18 protein-coding genes are annotated in these 18394 nt (G+C 35.8%); 10 read left to right on the forward strand and 8 right to left on the reverse strand.

The genetic code is table 11. From position 1 onward, the window contains the following. The first annotated feature begins 35 nt into the window (after positions 1-35). The 5 genes from EGI26_RS17805 to EGI26_RS17825 all read left to right on the forward strand — a co-directional run bounded on the left by EGI26_RS17805 (position 36) and on the right by EGI26_RS17825 (position 4682). The gene (locus tag EGI26_RS17805; RefSeq protein ID WP_255080419.1) at positions 36-1241 is read left to right on the forward strand and encodes a nucleoside permease; all 1206 of its coding nucleotides are present in this window, start codon (positions 36-38) and stop codon (positions 1239-1241) included. Positions 1242-1307: 66 nt separating this feature from the next. Beyond that, positions 1308-2708, forward strand: coding sequence for a class II fumarate hydratase (fumC, locus tag EGI26_RS17810; RefSeq protein WP_255080420.1), 1401 nt, complete (start codon positions 1308-1310; stop codon positions 2706-2708). Positions 2709-2762: 54 nt separating this feature from the next. After that, positions 2763-3059: a hypothetical protein gene (locus EGI26_RS17815; RefSeq protein WP_255080421.1), complete on the forward strand. Its 297-nt coding sequence runs from the start codon at positions 2763-2765 to the stop codon at positions 3057-3059. A 60-nt stretch (positions 3060-3119) separates the two neighbouring features. After that, positions 3120-4142: a YncE family protein gene (locus tag EGI26_RS17820; RefSeq protein WP_255080422.1), complete on the forward strand. Its 1023-nt coding sequence runs from the start codon at positions 3120-3122 to the stop codon at positions 4140-4142. Between the two features lie 9 nt (positions 4143-4151). Further along, on the forward strand, positions 4152-4682 hold the full coding sequence (locus tag EGI26_RS17825; protein WP_255080423.1) for an NUDIX hydrolase: 531 nt from the start codon (positions 4152-4154) through the stop codon (positions 4680-4682). On the opposite strand, the gene holA is transcribed toward EGI26_RS17825, so the two are convergent. From holA to EGI26_RS17850, 5 genes are all read right to left on the reverse strand, one after another. Next, positions 4674-5693: a DNA polymerase III subunit delta gene (gene holA / locus EGI26_RS17830; protein WP_255080424.1), complete on the reverse strand. Its 1020-nt coding sequence runs from the start codon at positions 5691-5693 to the stop codon at positions 4674-4676. The two genes, EGI26_RS17825 and holA, sit on opposite strands and share 9 nt — an antisense overlap. Next, on the reverse strand, positions 5686-6297 hold the full coding sequence (locus EGI26_RS17835) for an ACP phosphodiesterase (protein ID WP_255080425.1): 612 nt from the start codon (positions 6295-6297) through the stop codon (positions 5686-5688). The genes holA and EGI26_RS17835 overlap by 8 nt, the downstream gene beginning before the upstream one ends. Further along, positions 6294-6767, reverse strand: a complete 474-nt coding sequence (locus EGI26_RS17840) for a dCMP deaminase family protein (RefSeq protein WP_255080426.1) — start codon at positions 6765-6767, stop codon at positions 6294-6296. The genes EGI26_RS17835 and EGI26_RS17840 overlap by 4 nt, the downstream gene beginning before the upstream one ends. A gap of 93 nt (positions 6768-6860) precedes the next feature. Continuing rightward, complete coding sequence (locus EGI26_RS17845; RefSeq protein ID WP_255080427.1) at positions 6861-8123, reverse strand: M43 family zinc metalloprotease; 1263 nt, start codon at positions 8121-8123, stop codon at positions 6861-6863. Continuing rightward, a complete protein-coding gene (locus EGI26_RS17850; protein ID WP_255080428.1) occupies positions 8104-9048 on the reverse strand; it encodes a PhoH family protein in 945 nt (314 codons plus the stop codon). Before EGI26_RS17850 ends, EGI26_RS17845 begins: the two co-directional genes overlap by 20 nt. Before the next feature lie 199 nt (positions 9049-9247). Between EGI26_RS17850 and dnaB the strand changes: the two genes are divergently transcribed. Then, the gene (gene dnaB, locus EGI26_RS17855) at positions 9248-10801 is read left to right on the forward strand and encodes a replicative DNA helicase (RefSeq protein ID WP_255080429.1); all 1554 of its coding nucleotides are present in this window, start codon (positions 9248-9250) and stop codon (positions 10799-10801) included. Between the two features lie 3 nt (positions 10802-10804). Here dnaB and mnmA read toward each other — a convergent pair whose 3' ends face one another. Further along, positions 10805-11911 (reverse strand): tRNA 2-thiouridine(34) synthase MnmA, encoded by a 1107-nt coding sequence (mnmA, locus tag EGI26_RS17860; protein ID WP_255080430.1) that lies wholly within the window; start codon positions 11909-11911, stop codon positions 10805-10807. Positions 11912-12030: 119 nt separating this feature from the next. On the opposite strand from mnmA, the gene EGI26_RS17865 reads away from it, so the two are divergent. From EGI26_RS17865 to EGI26_RS17875, 3 genes are all read left to right on the forward strand, one after another. Continuing rightward, complete coding sequence (locus EGI26_RS17865) at positions 12031-12588, forward strand: hypothetical protein (protein ID WP_255080431.1); 558 nt, start codon at positions 12031-12033, stop codon at positions 12586-12588. A 118-nt stretch (positions 12589-12706) separates the two neighbouring features. Beyond that, on the forward strand, positions 12707-13168 hold the full coding sequence (locus EGI26_RS17870; protein WP_255080432.1) for a PspC domain-containing protein: 462 nt from the start codon (positions 12707-12709) through the stop codon (positions 13166-13168). A 12-nt stretch (positions 13169-13180) separates the two neighbouring features. After that, entirely contained in the window at positions 13181-14176 is a 996-nt protein-coding gene (locus EGI26_RS17875; protein WP_255080433.1) for a LiaI-LiaF-like domain-containing protein, read from the forward strand. A 43-nt stretch (positions 14177-14219) separates the two neighbouring features. On the opposite strand, the gene EGI26_RS17880 is transcribed toward EGI26_RS17875, so the two are convergent. Further along, positions 14220-15431 carry an ABC transporter permease gene (locus tag EGI26_RS17880; protein WP_255080434.1) on the reverse strand — a complete coding sequence of 404 codons (1212 nt, stop codon included), beginning with the start codon at positions 15429-15431 and terminating at the stop codon, positions 14220-14222. A gap of 111 nt (positions 15432-15542) precedes the next feature. On the opposite strand from EGI26_RS17880, the gene guaA reads away from it, so the two are divergent. Then, positions 15543-17075, forward strand: a complete 1533-nt coding sequence (gene guaA, locus EGI26_RS17885) for a glutamine-hydrolyzing GMP synthase (RefSeq protein WP_255080435.1) — start codon at positions 15543-15545, stop codon at positions 17073-17075. 35 nt (positions 17076-17110) lie between these two features. Here the strand turns inward: guaA and EGI26_RS17890 are convergent, their stop codons facing one another. Beyond that, on the reverse strand, positions 17111-18292 hold the full coding sequence (locus EGI26_RS17890; RefSeq protein WP_255080436.1) for a glycosyltransferase family 4 protein: 1182 nt from the start codon (positions 18290-18292) through the stop codon (positions 17111-17113). Positions 18293-18394 lie beyond the last annotated feature (102 nt).

The following is an 18394-nucleotide window of genomic DNA, read 5'->3' on the forward strand; positions in this document are numbered from 1 at the left end:
TGGAATAAACGAAATAGTAAAACCCTAAATATATTATGAAATTGACCGTAAGGATTCAGTTGAGTGTAATGATGTTCCTAATGTTTTTTACCTGGGGCTCTTGGTATGGCCAGATGGGTAAATATATGTTTACCACATTAAATGCAAACGGTGATCAGATTGGAAACGCATACGCTACCTTTTCTATAGCTTCCATAATTGCACCATTTTTTATCGGAATGATTGCCGACAGATATTTTTCTGCACAAAAGGTAATGGGTGTTTTGAATCTTTTGGGTGCAGCAATTCTCTATTTTTTGATTCAAAATCAATCTGCCGACAACTTCTTTTGGTATATTTTGGCTTATACACTCACTTTTGCCCCAAATCTTGCTTTGTCGAGTTCTATTGCTATGAACCAAATGAAAGATCCTGGAAAGGAATTTCCGGTGATCAGGGTTTTGGGTACGATTGCTTGGATTGTCGTGACTAACATTATAGGTTTTTATGAGGTGGGCGACAAGGTTATGATATTCCAAATCGCCATGTTTACGTCTTTGGCTTGGGCTATTTTTGCATTTACTTTGCCCAAGACTCCACCGAAAGCAACAGGAAATGCCACTATTGGTCAAATATTAGGTACAGATGCATTCGTGCTATTTAAGGATCGTTCTTTCTTGATTTTCTTTATTTCTTCTGTTTTGGTATGTATTCCTTTGGCGTTTTATTATGCTCACGGAAACTTATCGCTTACCGAATCCAACATGACCAACGTAGAGAATAAAATGTCACTCGGTCAGGTTTCAGAAGTTGGGTTTATGTTACTTATTCCTTTTGCATTGCAAAAATTTGGTATAAAAAAGATGCTAATTGTGGGTCTAATTGCCTGGATAACGCGTTTTGTGTGCTTTGGCTACGGCGACGGAATTTCGTCTGAGTGGGTTTTGTACATTGCTATATTGCTTCATGGCGTATGTTATGACTTCTTTTTTGTGACAGGACAAATTTACACCGATAACAAATCAGGAGAAAAAATCAAGAATTCTGCCCAAGGCCTAATCACATTTGCTACCTATGGTGTTGGCATGGGCATCGGGTCGTTTTTATCAGGTAAAGTGCTTACCAAATACACCACAGTGGTTGATGGAGTTACAAAACACGATTGGTCTGGAGTTTGGATGGTTCCTGCTTATATAGCAGGCGGGGTTTTGATTTTATTTATTTTGTTTTTCAAGGATAATACCAGAAATTCAGCCAAATAAATTGTATAATTCTAAGTTTGATATTATTCAAAACGATACTAAATTTGTAAAAAAATAAAAAATAAAATGGACTATAGGATAGAAAAAGATACGATGGGCGAAGTTCAGGTACCCTCACATGTTTATTGGGGTGCTCAAACACAACGTTCGATTGAAAATTTTCAGATTGCTCAGGACATCAACAAGATGCCGAAAGAGATCATCAAGGCATTTGCATATCTTAAACATGGGGCTGCTTTGGCAAACTTTGAGGCCGGAGTTTTGGATGAAGAAAAAGCAAAGCTTATTGGCGTAGTTTGTGACGAAATATTAGAAGGAAAGTTAGACGATCAGTTTCCATTGGTGGTTTGGCAAACTGGTTCTGGCACACAGTCAAACATGAATTGTAATGAAGTTATTGCTTACAGAGCTCATGTCTTAAAAGGTGGCGAATTGAACGATAAAACGAAGTTTTTACATCCAAATGACGATGTAAACAAGTCACAATCATCAAATGACACCTTCCCTACCGCTATGCACATTGCAGCATACAAGATGCTCATTGAGAAAACAATACCAGGTATTGAAAAACTTAGAGACACGCTTTCGGCTAAGTCAAAAGAGTTTATGAACGTAGTGAAAATAGGACGTACGCATTTTATGGACGCTACTCCGCTTACACTTGGACAAGAGTTTTCTGGTTATGTTTCACAGTTAAACCACGGTTTGAAGGCTATTAATAATACTTTGGATCATCTTGGTGAGCTTGCACTTGGCGGAACTGCTGTAGGTACAGGAATTAACACCCCTGATGGATATTCCGAGAATGTGGCGGGTCAAATAGCTAAGTTAACAGGTCTTCCTTTCAGAACGGCCGAAAATAAATTTGAGGCTCTAGCGGCTCATGATGCCATAGTAGAAGCCCACGGGGCTTTGAAAACTGTGGCGGTTAGTCTGATGAAAATTGGAAATGATGTAAGAATGCTTTCATCCGGTCCAAGGTCAGGTATAGGCGAAATTTACATTCCTGACAATGAGCCAGGGTCGTCAATAATGCCGGGCAAAGTGAATCCTACACAATGCGAGGCTATGACTATGGCGGCAGCTCAAATTCTTGGCAACGACGTAGCCATCAATATTGGAGGTTCAAATGGCCATTTTGAGTTGAATGTGTTCAAGCCGATGATGATTTTTAATTTCCTGCATTCTGCTAGACTTATTGCGGATGTTTGTGTGTCTTTTAATGATAAATGTGCCATAGGTATTCAGCCTTTGCACGAAAACATAAAGAAACATGTAAACAACTCTTTGATGTTGGTGACGGCATTGAATACCAAAATAGGTTATTACAAAGCTGCTGAAATAGCTCAAACGGCTCACAAAAACGGTAGCACCCTAAAAGAAACGGCAATAGCTTTGGGATATTTAACGGCTGATGAGTTTGACGAATGGGTAAAGCCTGAAGAAATGGTCGGAAAAATTTCCTAGTATTTTGTTGGAAATATCCATCTGTATATTATTTTTGACAAAAAAATATCACTAATGAAAAAATTAGTTCTTTTTATTTTGTTGCTTTCTGCTACTTTTTCGTTGTCAAGTTTCGGAATAGTGAGTAATCCAAGAATATCGGCTCATCAGACTAAAGCTGGTAAAACCATTGCTATTAGTTCAAAATCCGAAGTAAAGTCTGAGCTTACAACGATTAATCCTTTAGTTCCTAGAGAAAACAACGACCAAGAGGTTTCTAAAGAGCAATCTTATAAAAGTTTCCTGAAAACTATATTCGGTTTCATAATTAGTGCCTTGACCGAAATTGTAATGACTTTGATTTCTAAATAATCAATTTTGATAAATTTTTTGTTCGAAAAAACGTTGTCTTTCAAAAGGCAGCGTTTTTTTATGAGATATATTTTATTGGCATTAATATTTTTTTCTTGTTCAAAAAAGAAAGATGAAATTTCTGATCTAAATTTTGAAAAGGATTCTGCATTTGTTATTAATGGTGGCGACAACAGTATTTCTATCATTGATACCAAAAGCTTTGACCAAAAAGGGCGATATTATTTCAAAAATGCCGGAAATTCTTTCGCCCATCACATTTATATTTCAAAAGATTTTTCAAGACTTTCGGTGGCTTTCCCCGAATATGACTTTTCAAATGGGCATGTTGGTTTACATGGTGCTTTGGTAAAAGGTAATGTTGGAGTTTTGAATTTATTAGACAAATCAGAAAAAGTTTTTCCGATTTCTTTTACTAATCACAATGTAGTTTTCTCAAACAATCAGTCAGAAATTTGGACGAGTTTAGTATCGCACTCAGGAAAAATCCAGGTCTTTGATGCCAATACTTATGCTTCCATCAAGGAAATTGTGGTTGGGCCTGATCCTACTGAGGTTATTTTTGCTAAAAATGGTGATTTAGCACTTGTTGCATGCGGAGAAACTTCATTTTTGACTGTAATTGACACAAAAAAGAAAGCGATTATTAAAGAAATAAAAGTAGATCCATTTCCTACGAATGTTTGGCCAGGATGGGACGAATCTACTGTTTTTGTTGAAAACGCCAATGCTAAGACTCTAAATATTGTGAATCTTAACGATTTTAAAGTAATAGATTTTATTGATTTTGACTTCATTCCTGGATTCTCCAAGTTTAATACTTCCACTAACGAACTTTGGATTTGTGCACCCAAATCGGATAAGGTTTATATTTATCAGCAATTACAGACCGAGTGGATAAAAAAAGGTGAAATTCTCACAGACGTTGAACCGCATCAATTGACTTTCCTGAAAGATGGTAAAACTGCCATTGTTGTTAATCAGAAAGGAAATTCGGTGCAGGTGGTAGATGTCGTTTCTAAAAAAATAATTAAAAAAATAGATGTTGGTCTTAAACCAAATGGCATAGCCATTTGGGAGTAATTATAAAAAATGAAAGAAATTCTAGATTTATTACTGGCGTACGATTGTGCTTTTGATTCTGAAATTTTAATTAAAAATAGATTCGTGGACTTTGTGCGAAATCACGAAGATTGTTTCGAGCGGCACTTAGAAATTGGCCACATTACAGCTTCAGCATTTATTTTTGATCCTCAAAATAGGAAAACACTCCTTCTACATCATAAAAAACTCAATAAATGGCTTCAACCCGGTGGCCATTGCGATGGCGACAGAGATACCCTTTCGGTTGCGATTAAGGAAGTTTTTGAAGAAACTGGACTTTTGATAGAGAACATTGGTCAAAAAGCGTTTGATTTGGATATTCACACGATTCCTGAAAACAAAGGAGTACCTGAGCATGAACATTTTGATGTCAGATACTTATTAATTGCCGATTCAACGATTCCTTTGGTTCAAAACCATGAAACTAATGGTTTGAAATGGGTTGATGTGTCAGATATGGAAAACTACACTACTGAAGAGTCTTTGATAAGAATGAAAATCAAGCTAGCGTTAATTTAGAATGCTAAAAATCAAATCTTTGTAAATATCTCCCTCAGAGATAGAGCCTGACCCTACACCTTTTGATTTTTGATCGGCGATACTCAAAGAATGAATGACTTTCATTAACTGCCCTATTGGATATAGCGAGGCTGCTTTTTTATAATCTTTTAAGAAATATGCGTTCACTCCCATGTTTTTGGCCAAATCGGCATCTGACTGATTTTTAAGGCCGTGAAGTAAAAGTACCTTGGAGAAAAAATTATAAAGAATAATGATGTTGGGCGTAATTGGATGGTCTTTAGTGTTGTCCCCAAAGTATTTCACTATTTGAAAACTCTTTTTTACATTTTTCTCTGTCAAGGCTTTTTGCAACTCAAAAACATTGTAATCTTTAGAGATTCCTACGTATTTTTCAATAGTTGTTGCGTCTATTGCTTCATCGGGCTTGAGGTTTACCTTTAGTTTGTCTATCTCATTGTGTATGGCTTGTAGGTTATTTCCTATGTGTTCAGAAAGTAACTGTACCGCCTTTGGACTTATTTTAAGATTCAAAGATGCACAATGTGAAATTATGAAATCGGGAATTTCATAATCATACATTTTCTTGAAGTTCAGATTTTGACCATGTTTTGCAAAAGATTTAACCCATGTTTTGCGTTCATCCTGTGCTTTGCCAAAACTTAAAACCAGTATAGTTGAGCTCAGCGGATTATTTGCATAGTTTTCAATCAATGTTTGATTATCCTTATTGCTCAAATCAGCAATCATGTGAGCCTCCTTTACCAGCACCAACTGTCTCTCGGCCATCATTGGAAACTTTCTGGCGTAGTTTATAATATCGCCAGTGCTTATATCCTTCCCATAGAGTACATATTCGTTGAAACCTTTTTCGAAATCTGGAATGGCTATTTCTAATACTTTTTGGACAAACTGATCCACATAAAAAGACTCTGTGCCGTGTAGTAAATACACGGGTTTAAGCGATTTTCCGTCCAATTTGTTTATTATTTGCTGATAATTATTAGACATCTAGTTTTTGTTCTTTCAAAAAATTATCACAATGTTTTTTAAGATCTTCGAAAAAATCCAGGAATTTCTCATTTATGAAATAGTAGTTTTCCTCAAATTCTTTTAGAGATAAACGCAAATCTACCTCTGGTTTGTTTATGCGTTTGTTGAGATTCAAAAATGCCCTTTCAAGCCCCCAATTTTCTTTGTAATTCTTGAGCCAGTCGTGTTCTATCATGGAGTTTATCATTCCCTGAAGATGTTCTGGTTGAATATTCAAGTAGTTTTTGAGCGATTTGTACACCCTCGGTCTGAAACTATCAAATGGCTCTTCGGTGAAAATCTCCCAATTTTTTACTAAAAAATGGTCAAACAAAACATCAATTATTATGGGCGAGTATTTGCCAAAGTTTGGATAAAAGAGCTCCTTACATTCTTTTACGACAGGATGCGAATCCGTCATGGTGTCTATTTGGCGATGCATCAGAAGCCCAAGTTTGACATCTTTGGGCAATTTACTGTTTGTTTCGTTCTCTATAGGACCAGTTACGAAATCTTCCAAAAGATTTCCCAAAATGATTCCGTCATTCTGACCTGCCAAAAAAAGGTGAGCTAAATAATTCATGACACCTCATATTTAACAACCTCTACGCCAAATTTTCTCAGAAAATCCACTCCTTCGTCGCTAGGAATACCTTTGTATTGTGCATACGAATTCAGATAAAATACTTTTTTTATTTTCATAGAATAAATGACTCTGGCACAAGCAATACAAGGCGATAATGTCACATAAAGCGTTGAACCCTCTACTTTTGCACCGTTTTTTGATGCGTATAGTATGGCGTTTTGCTCAGCGTGTAATGCCAAAGAACAACTGCCTTTTGAGTCTCTGGGACAGCCAACTTCGCCAAAATCCTCATCGCAGTTGTGTGTGCCTGATGGTGGTCCATTGTAACCAATAGACGTTATTCTGGTTTCATTTACTAAAACCGCACCTACCTGAGCTTTAATGCAATGAGATCTTTTGGCTAAATTAATCGCCAAATCCATGAAAATGTCATCAAATTTAGGCTTTTCAGATTTTTTTAATTCCATAGAATGATTTTGTAGGTCTTTAACATTTGTTAGTGTTTCAAAATTAAACAAAAACAAATCTTAAAGGAAATGAAATTTGTATGAACCTATGGTTTATTGCGAAATCAATCTTTTATACACTATTTCCTCGCCCGCTTTTACCCTAAGATTAAAAATACCTTTTCCAAGCTCCATTTTTGTAACTTGAATAAGTCTGCTTGGAGAATCCTCAAAATTTCCTTTTATTATTTGTCTGCCTGAAGCGTCAAATATTTCAAAATTGAAATTTGAAAAGGCATTTAGAAGAATCTGAAATTGTAAATAATCTGTTGTAGATGGGTTTTCTAGAACTTTTACGATTAATTTTTCAGTTTGAGGTAGGTTAAATTCTGAGTTCGTAACCAGTCGCTTACGTCTTTTACTTATTTCTAAAACTGCACGTACCCGGGCTTTCTGATCTGCTGTGAAAATATTCATGCAGCTATCAGCTGTGTAGTCCATGTAGTTTTCTATCATGTTTAATGTTCGAGGTCCTCGGCAGTTCGAGTATTTTGGAGTACACTTTATGGTTAAGTTACCGCTTTCGGTGGGTGGAGTGTCACCGCAAAAATCATCCCCACAGTACTCGTCGCCCCATATATGTATCAAACCTAACCAGTGACCGACTTCATGGGTTAGGGTTCTGCCGTAGGTGTATACTCCCGAGGTTGTAGTGCCGGTTCGCCGCCCAAACGCCCGGTGGTCTATCATTATACCATCTATCTTTTCATCGGCATCTTCTAATTCAAGTCCATCATACTCGCCAGTTGGAAATTCGGCGTAACCCAAAAAATCGTCTTTCAGTGTAGTTACCCAAATGTTTAGATATCTGTTAGAATCCCAATAAGACAGGCTTGACAGAAGGGTATTTTCGTCAAAAACGTCGAAATTAGCTTTCGGAGAATAGACTCTATTGACTCCAAGACTTGTTTTGCCGTCGGGGTCTTTGTCGGCCAAGTAAAATTCAATATTCATATCGGTTCCCACCGGAGAATTGTTGAAACCTGGTGTAGAGACTTTTCTTCTGTAGTCTTCGTTTAATACTTTAATTTGCGAAAATACTTGTTCATCAGAAATATTTCCGTTGTTTTCGCCCCCAATTTTACCAGCTGCATTGTTGTGGATGATGTGAACCACAACCGGAATTCTGATAAGGTTATTTGCAAAAGCATCTTCTTTGTCGTATTTGCTGTAAAAATCCTGAAGTTTTAAATTCAAAGCCTCGTGTCTTCGTCTTAATCTTTCGTCAGCAACATCACCCACAGCACACTTTTTTTGAGCGTTTAAGTGTAAAATAGTCGTTAACAGAACGAAAAGACTAAGAATCTGCTTTTTCATAGGCTTCTAATATTTTTACAACCAATGGATGTCTTACAACGTCTTTTCCGTCTAATTCTATAAATTCTATTCCATTTATTTTTTGAAGCTTTTTCTCGGCATCTTCCAAACCCGACTTTTGGTTCTTTGGCAAATCTATCTGAGTTTTGTCTCCAGTTACAATTATCTTGGAGGCAGGGCCCATACGCGTCAAAAACATTTTGAGTTGCATAGGCGTTGTGTTTTGGGCTTCATCCAATAGTATAAAGGCATTGTCAAGTGTTCGACCCCTCATATAGGCCAAAGGAGCAATTTCTATGGTGTTCTTTTCAAGGAATGCTTTCAGTTTTTCTCCTGAAACCATATCTTCTAATGCGTCATAAATGGGTCTTAGATACGGATCTATCTTTTCTTTGAGGTCACCTGGCAAGAAACCAAGATTCTCTCCTGCTTCAACAGCCGGGCGAGTAATTATAATTTTCTTGACTTTTTTATCCTTTAAAGCCCTTACTGCCAAAGCTACGGCTGTGTAAGTTTTACCCGTCCCAGCTGGTCCAATTGCAAAGACTATATCTGATTTTTCTGATGCTTCAACGAGTCTTTTTTGGTTTAATGTTTTAGCTTTAACAATTAAACCTCTGTTTCCATGTACTATTATATCTTTTTGGTTGAGTATTTCGTCTATGTGCTGGGTTTCTCCTTCTAAATAATTTTTAATATTTTCGAGTGAAAGATGGCCTGTCTTCTCAAAATGGGCTAAAAGTTTCTCAAACAAACTATTTAGTTGGTTTACGTCTTTTTCTGGACCTTTTAAGAAAATCTCATCTCCACGGGAGATAATTTTGCTCTGAGGGTATGTTTTGGCTATTTCTTTAATGTTTTCGTTCTGAAATCCGAAGAATTCATTCAATGACGACGATTCTAGTTTGAGTGTTTTTTCAGTCAATTGTTAACCTATTTTTAATTTTCATCAAATTTGGAAAAATTATTAACAATTTCATCGATTTTTCCACAAAAAATTATTGTTACTTAATTAAAATACTGATAAATAATCCTTTCTAAAATCATTCATTTTGGTCGAGTTTATTATCATTTTTTTTTAGTGTAATATTGTATTCCGTTAACCCAATTGAAAAAAACAGGCTTTGAGTGAATTTATAAATACATCGATTGTCAGTGAGAATTTATCTTTGCAAAGAGGTAAAGTGGCTCCCCAAACCCCCGAAATGGAAGAAGCGGTTTTGGGAGCTATTCTCATCGATAAAGATGCCTTTGGGCTTGTTTATGAGCTACTTAACATAGAAAGTTTTTATTCTGAAGCTCACCAACTTATTTTTTCCACTATTACGGAGCTTTTTAAAAGCTCTGAACCCATCGATTCCTTAAATGTAATAAGAAATCTCAGAAAAAATGGCCTCATTCAGAAAGCTGGGGGAGCCAAATACATTGCCACACTAAGTAGTAAAATCAACTCCGCCGCCAATATTGAGTACCACGCTATGGCCATTTCTCAGTCTGCCATCAAAAGAGAAATGATAAGAGTTGCAGGAGAGATTTTAGAAGATGGTTTTTCTGAGAATTTTGATGTTTTTGATCTTTTGAACAAAACAGAACAATCATTCTTTGGAATTTCTGAAAAAAATATCAGGAAAAATTACTTGGACGCCAACACCATCATGCGTAATACAATTGATGAGTTAGAGCACAAAAAACAGACAAATGTTGATGGTTTAACGGGTATAGCGAGTGGTTTTAATGACCTGGATAATCTTACAGGCGGCTGGCAAAAAACGGAGTTAACGATTATTGCCGCAAGACCTGGTATGGGTAAAACTGCATTTGTGGTTTCTTCAATGAGAAATGCTGCTGTGGATCATGATATCCCAATCGCCATATTTTCTTTAGAAATGTCAGCTACGCAACTTATGCTCAGGATGATATCAGCTGAGGCAGAGATTGACAGTGAAAAACTGAGAAAAGGTACTTTGCAAGGGCATGAATGGGAACAACTGCATCACCGAATAGAAAAACTTTCAAAGGCAAATATATTTATTGATGATACTCCTGCCCTCTCTATTCTTGAATTGAGGGCAAAATGTCGGAGATTAAAAGCTCAGCACAATATTCAAATGGTTATTATTGACTATTTGCAATTGATGACTGGTGACGACGGATCTGGTGTTTCTAGCAGCCGTGAGCAAGAAATTGCAGCTATTTCGAGGTCATTGAAAAACCTTGCTAAAGAACTTGAAGTACCTGTTTTGGCACTTTCTCAGTTGAGTAGAGCCGTTGAAACCAGAGGAGGAGATAAACGCCCACAATTATCAGATTTGAGAGAATCCGGATCAATTGAGCAAGATGCCGACATGGTAATGTTTTTGTATCGACCTGAATATTATAAAATTACCGAAGACGAACAAGGAAACTCTACCGAAGGAATCGGTGAGTTGATTATTGCCAAGAATCGAGCGGGAACTATCGAGAATATTAGGCTTCAGTTCATTGGTAAATTTACTAAGTTCGCCAATATTGGAGAATATTCTGGTGCTTCATCTATTCCAAATTCTTTTAGTCAGCATTCGGGCATTAGCCAATTCGAATCTCAAGCTGTTGATCCTGGATTTCAAACCTTTAAAAGCAAAATGAATTTGGATCAGGAAGCTCCCAAACCAAATCCAGATGAAGAATATCCGTTTTAGCCTTTAAACTCGGAAGTTTTTAAGAATCCAACCACCTCCTATCACATCATCGCCCTCATAAAATACTGCAGCTTGCCCTGGGGCTATTGCGGCCACTGATTCTTGGAAATGAGCTTCTATTTTATCAGACTCAATTTGCTTAATGAATGCTGATTGGCCTTTATCCTTATATCTAATTTTCGTGATGGTTTCTAAGCCTCCTTCAGGTAGAGCAGCATATTTCTGAAGGTTGAGTTTACCCACAGTCATGGCATTTTTCAAAAGATATTCTTCTGTGCCAAGGACCACTTCATTGGTTTCTTTCCTAATCTCAGTAACAAAAACTGGATAACCCATCGCTATCTTTAAACCTTTTCTCTGTCCAATTGTATAAAATGGATAACCTTCGTGTTTTCCAACTATTTCACCAGTTTCAAGAACAAAATTACCTCCATTTACTCTTTCTTCCAAGCCATCAACGCGTCTTTTTAAGAATCCACGATAGTCATTATCCGGTACAAAGCAGATTTCATAAGACTCGGATTTGTTTACCAAATCATAGAATCCTTTTTGCTTGGCCATGGTCCTTATTTCATCTTTTGTATATCCTCCTAGGGGCAATATTGTGCGAGAGAGACTTTCTTGTGAAACTCCCCAGAGCACATAACTTTGGTCTTTTGTACTATCCACACCTTTCGAAATCACATAGCGACCACCTTCTTCTCTGATTTTGGCGTAATGTCCAGTGGCTATAAATTCACAGTCAAGATTGTCCGCTCTTCTCAATAAAGCATCCCATTTGATATGCGTATTGCATAAAACGCATGGGTTGGGAGTTCTTCCTTCGAGATACTCACCAGTGAAATGATCTATAACAAAATCGCCGAATTCAGACCGAATGTCTAATATATAATGAGGGAATCCCAAATCTACTGCAATAGCTCTTGCGTCGTTGATGGAATCAAGGCTACAACAGCCCGTTTCTTTTTTTGTACCACCTGAGGATGCATAATCCCAGGTTTTCATGGTCATGCCAATAACTTCGTAACCTTGCTCATGTAACAGCACCGCTGCTAATGAACTGTCTATACCGCCACTCATGGCTACTAAAACTCGTCCTTTCTTACTCATAATCTCACTGCGAGGATTCAAAGTCCTCCGTTTTGTTTAAAAATTAAAATACAAAAATAGGTAACATTAAACCCATTTGATTGGTTCTTGCGTAATTTTGCAAAAAAAACATTTTGAAGATGCCCAAAACTATTTTGGTAAAGAACATAACAAGTTTGTCAGAAGCTAGGTATTGCTCAGGTATGATGGTAGATTTTATTTCTTTTGATTTAAGTCCTGAAAGTGCTGATTTTGTTGATTTGAAAGAATTTGAAGAAATAAAAAACTGGTTAAGTGGTGTAAAGATTTTGGGTTCTTATAATACAGATGATATTTTCAAAATTATTGAAGCACTTAACCTTTACAAGCTAGATGGTTTTATTTTTGAAGAAAACCAAAAAAGTATGCTGGAAGATATTGATTCCGCTACAAAATTTTTGGAAATCGATAATGTTGAGAATTTTGAATCAAATTTGAATGCGGATTTTATTATTCTAAAGGATATCAAGCAAAAAGAAAGTATACAAGAATGGTCAAAGGAATACAATGTTTTGTTGGGCTATGAATTTGAAAACATAAATAGCCATCACGAAGAAATAGCAGGTTATGCATTCAAAGGTAGCAAAGAATTGCGTCCAGGTATCAATAATTACGATAGCCTAATGGAGGCTCTTGAAAAGCTAGAAGACCTCAACTAATTTTTCAAATAGCATATTTTCGGTTTATCAAGCATTTATACCACTTATGTAGTTTGCAATACATAGTACCGATGTACACGCTAAGTTTGTTTCATAATTAATGAAAAAGCTATAATGTATGTACAGAATTAAAAACCAAAACAGTATTTTAGGTGGAGTTTGCCAGGGATTGGCAAGTTACTTGAAAACAGACCTTACATTGGTACGAATTGTATTTGTTGTCTTGTTTTTTACACCTTTTCCGATCGTTATTTCGTACCTGATAATGTGGGCAGTTTTGCCCAAACACCAATTTGAGATGGTGACGAATAGTGAAAATTATGATAGTAGTACAATTTTAAAACCAATAGCAGACATGAGCAATCAATCAAGAAACGGAAATATGGTAGGAGGTTTAATCCTTATCATTTTGGGTGCAGTTTTTTCTTTCAAAACATTCTTTGACATAAACCTTTTTTCATATTTGAAAAATATGTGGCCATTAATTCTAATTGGCTTGGGTGTATGGATCATAGTTAAAGACAAAGATGATAATAACGGAGATGTAAATAATACCAACCCAACCGGTACCGGTTATTAATCCTAAATATCTATGAAAAATAACGGTAATATTTTTTTAGGAGCCATTTTGGTAGCCTTTGGAGTTTTAATGCTCGGCGTCGTAAATGATTGGTTTCAGTTTGAAGTTTCTATGCGAGAGTTGGCTAAATATTGGCCAGTGCTAATAATATTGGGTGGTATTGCGGTATTTTTCACTCCAAAAAGAACTGTTTTTAATCCTACTACTGCTCTTTTAGTAGCATTTGCGATTCCTTTAGCTATTTATAATGCGTCTACTTCAGCAATTGATAAAGTGAGGTCAGAAATCAACGATGATTTTGATTTCGATGTAGAAATGGATGACAATGATAACGATTTTAGTTTTGATGAGGATAGTTCTTCAAGTTCAAAAACTTCACAAAATTTTAGTGTTCCTTTTGATAAGTCTATTCAAGAAGTTAATTTGGAAATTGGAGGAGGAGCTGCGGAATTCTTTTTGGGTGAGGCTTCTGGTAACGATTTGTTTTCAGCAGAAACTAAACTTTATGAAAACAAATTTAATCTTGAAGACGAGAAAAAGGGCACAACGCATGAAATTTCTTTTAAGATGAGTTCTAAAAATGGCTCTGACAATATTAGAATTGGCAAAGGAATGAACAACGATGTCAATCTGAAACTAAACAAAACGCCTATTTGGAATTTAGATTTAGGAGTTGGAGCAGGTGAGCTTAAATTCGATTTGTCTGATTATAAAATAAAGGACATCAAAATGGAAACTGGAGCTGCTGATATAAGCCTGAAGCTCGGAGATAAACTAAAAGAATCAAAAGTAAGAGTAGAAAGTGGTGTTGCTAAGGTAAAAATTATGGTTCCAAAAGGTGTTGCATGCCAAATCAAGATGGACGGAGCTTTAAATGCCAAGGACTTTGACGGATTTTCAAAATCAAGTTCAGGAACGTGGAAAACTGATAATTTTGAAACGGCCACTAATAAAATATACTTAGAAATCAAAAGTGGTCTTTCTGCTGTTTCTGTAGATAGATATTAAAAAAATAAAGATTTGTATGGAAGATTGAGTTACCACAAGTAGCTCAATCTTTGTATTTTAAGGCCTCTACTGGACTAATTTTCTTTATAATAAGTGACGGTAAATAGGTTACCAGTAACACCACCACAAAAACGGAAAGATTGACGATCAATACAATCCACCAATTCCAATCGATGGGTACATAATTCATGTAATAATTCGTAGCATCCAATTTAACAAGCTTATATTGTGATTGTAAATAGGCTATTCCAATTCCCAGAAAATTTCCCCAAATCAACCCCCAAAGAATTATTTTCGAGCCGTTTATCAAAAAAATATTCCTTATTTGACTATTCTGTGTTCCTACGGCCTTTAAAAGGCCTATCATAGGAGTTCTTTCCATGATCATTATCAACAGCACAGATATCATGTTGAAAGCTGCCACTATGGTAATGAGTGCAATGACCATAATAATGTTCCTGTCCAACAATTTGAACCAATCGAAAAACTGTGGCAAAATCTCAGGAACTTTCAAAACTTCATATTCTTGAGGAAAAATCTTCAACAATTTTTTCTTTGCCTCATCAATTGTAGCAATATCTTTTATGAAAATCTCATAATGACCAAATTCTCCTTTTTCCCAATTGTTGATTTTCTGAATCAATTTTAAATTAGTTAATACATAAACCTGATCCAATTCCTCTACATTAGAATCATAAATCCCAACAATTTTGAGCTTTCTTGCTCTTGGTGGATTTTGAATAAAGTAGACCAATAAGTCATCATTGAGTTTTAGTTGTAACTCCTTGGCTATTTTTTTACTTATAAGAATTTCATTCTCTGCTAAAAATGACAACTTCCTGCCTTCTATTATATTTTGGTCAAACTCAGTCCAATCGTATTTAGAATCTATACCTTTGAGTACTACACCAGATATTTCTTCTTCAGATTTTAGAATTACAGACTTTAGAGCGACTTTATTTACAGACTTTACTTCTGGCAATTTTATGGATTTATTAAAAAATTCCAAATTATTTGCCATCGTCGCTTCTTCAAACGAGCGATTAAGTGTAATTTTGTTAACTTGAATGTGGGAGGTTTGGCTAAATAGCTTCTTTTTGATGGTATTTTTGAAACCCACAAGAATAAAAAAGGAAAGTATAAGTACTGAAACCGCAATAGCAATACTTGCAATTCCAACTTTAATTATAATAGAAGAAAAGGTTTGATTTTTGGTATGTTGGATTTTTTTAGCCAAATAAAATGCAATATTCATCTAATGCTCTTTTTCGGTTTAAATAAATAAGAGTATGGTTACAAAAGTAATGTTAGAATTTGAGAACTAAGTTAAATAACCAAAGGAGTTTGAATAATTAATAAGTAATTCATGACAGAACAAGAAATTTTGATAATAGATTTTGGGTCGCAATATACCCAGTTAATAGCCCGAAGAGTTAGAGAATTGAATGTATATTGTGAAATTCACCCTTTTCATAATTTACCAGAAATTACCAATAATATTAAAGGAATAATTCTGTCAGGAAGCCCTTGTTCGGTAAGAGATGAAGACTCACCATCTATATCTATAGAGAATTGGAGAGGCAAGTTGCCCATTTTGGGTGTTTGTTATGGTGCACAGTTGATGGCTAATAACTTCGGCGGGAGCGTAGAGGCTTCCAATACACGTGAGTATGGTAGGGCATTTGTTGACGAGTTTGACTCACAAAATGAATTATTCACTGGGGTTTCGAAAAATTCGCAGGTTTGGATGTCGCATGGCGACACCATCACAAAACTTCCATTGGGTGCTAAGTTGATAGCATCAACCTCAGCTGTAAAAAATGCAGGTTTTGTATTTGATAACGAAAAAACATTTGGCATTCAGTTTCACCCAGAGGTTACCCATTCTGCAGATGGCGTGAAAATACTAGAAAATTTTGTAGTAAAAATATGTGGATGCGACCAAAGTTATACACCAAATTCGTTCGTTGAAACTTCTGTGGCTGAATTAAAAGAGCAACTGGGAGATGATAAAGTAGTATTGGGACTTTCTGGTGGTGTTGATTCCTCAGTAGCTGCTATGTTGATACACAAAGCTATAGGTAAAAATCTTTATTGCATTTTCGTGGACAATGGCTTGTTGAGGAAAAATGAATATCAGCAAGTATTGGAGTCTTACAAAGGATTAGGTTTGAACGTAATAGGTGTAGATGCTTCACAAAGATTCTATGCTGCCTTAAAAGGTCTGACAGATCCAGAGGCAAAAAGAAAGGCTATTGGCAAAACTTTTATTGAGGTTTTTGACGATGAGGCACATAAAATTTCAGATGTAAAATGGCTGGGACAAGGAACTATTTATCCTGATATTATAGAGTCGGTTTCAGTAAAAGGCCCCTCAGTTACCATAAAATCACATCATAATGTAGGAGGTTTACCAGACTATATGAAACTTAAGATTGTTGAGCCTCTTAAAACACTTTTCAAAGATGGTGTAAGGCTTGTAGGTAAGTCTATGGATATGCCACAGCATATTTTGGGTAGACACCCATTTCCTGGACCTGGCCTTGGTATAAGAATTTTAGGAGAAGTTACTGCCGAAAAGGTTGAAATTCTTCAAAATGTTGATGATGTATTCATTTCCGGTTTAAAAGAAAAAGAATTGTATGATAGCATTTGGCAAGCAGGGGCTATGCTTTTGCCTGTACAAAGTGTGGGGGTGATGGGTGATGAACGAACCTATGAGAGTGTTGTTGCTTTAAGAGCAGTAACTAGTGTGGATGGTATGACAGCGGACTGGGCTCATTTACCTTATGAATTTTTAGGTGAGGTATCTAATAGTATTATAAATAAAGTAAGAGGTGTAAATAGGGTAGTTTATGATATTAGCTCAAAACCTCCTGCAACCATTGAATGGGAATAAAAAAAAGCCAGACTTAAAAGGTCTGGCTTTTTTTATCAATTTGGATTAATACTCCTCTCAAATTTCAGTGAAGGCTTCCTGAGCGACTTTAAACTCTTTTCTGCTTCTTTATTAGATATTTTCTGTTTGTAGAATTTTAACCTTCTAACTTCCAATTGTCTAGCTACTAAAAGATAGGCTACAAACAATACCAATAAAGATATTGAAAGCTGCGTATTTGTAAAAAAAGTTCTTAAAACATATGTAAAAGTAGTCAATGAGATAGTAGCAAAATACAGAATAAACGAAGTAGCAATATGTGATAAACCGTTATCAACCATTAAATGATGAAGATGAAGTCTATCTGCTTTAAAAGGCGACTTCCCCTTTAATATTCGTAAACCAAAAACCCGCAAAGTATCAAAAATTGGAACAGATAATAGTACAATTGCAATAACAGGAGCATTCCTATAAACAGAGTTAGGATTGGTATTGAATACATTGTGCTGAACAAATTTGATTGAAAGCACTGCAACTACAAACCCAACGATTAAAGAACCAGTATCTCCCATGAATATTTTGTTAGTAGGAGAAAAGTTGTATCTGAGAAATCCTAATAATGAAGCGGCCATTGAAAAACCCAAACAAGCTAAAGACCATTCATTGTTAAGTGCAAACCAAAGAGCAAACCCAGCACTTGCTATCATCGCTATTCCACCAGAAAGACCGTCTACCCCATCTATTAAGTTGAATGAATTAATAAGAGCAACAATCAAAAAAATCGTAAAAAGGGCACTAACTATGTAGGGAAGTTCATAGACTCCGAATATTCCAAAAAAACTAGTAATTCTTAAATCACTTCCAACAACCACCAAAATGGCAACCAATACTTGAGATCCAAGCTTTTTCAATGCGTCCAAAGCAAAAAGATCATCTTTGATTCCAAGAAAAAACAAAATAACCAAGCCTGCGAAAACTTTATGCAACAAAAAACCTTCATCATTGAAATTCCAAAGCATATACCCAATCAAGGTACTTGCAAATATAGCCACTCCTCCAAAAGTGGGTGTGGGAGTTTCATGAGAACTTCTCTTAATAGGGTCCACCATTAGTCCCTTTAGGTTACAAATGTTTATTATTACTGGTATTGACCTCCAAGTAATAGCAAATGATAACACCATCGAAATGACCAGTTGGTAGGTTTTTTCGATAAACAGATTTTCGAATATAAAATTCATTTTTTATAAAATTTCTTCATCAGAACAAATCAAATATAGTCACAAAAGCAATTTCCTTACAAAAAAATAGATGAATATTGCTCTATTTTCTTATTTAAAGGA

This window comes from Lacihabitans sp. CCS-44 (assembly GCF_024343735.1).
In the GTDB taxonomy this organism is placed as follows: Bacteria; Bacteroidota; Bacteroidia; order Cytophagales; family Spirosomataceae; genus Leadbetterella.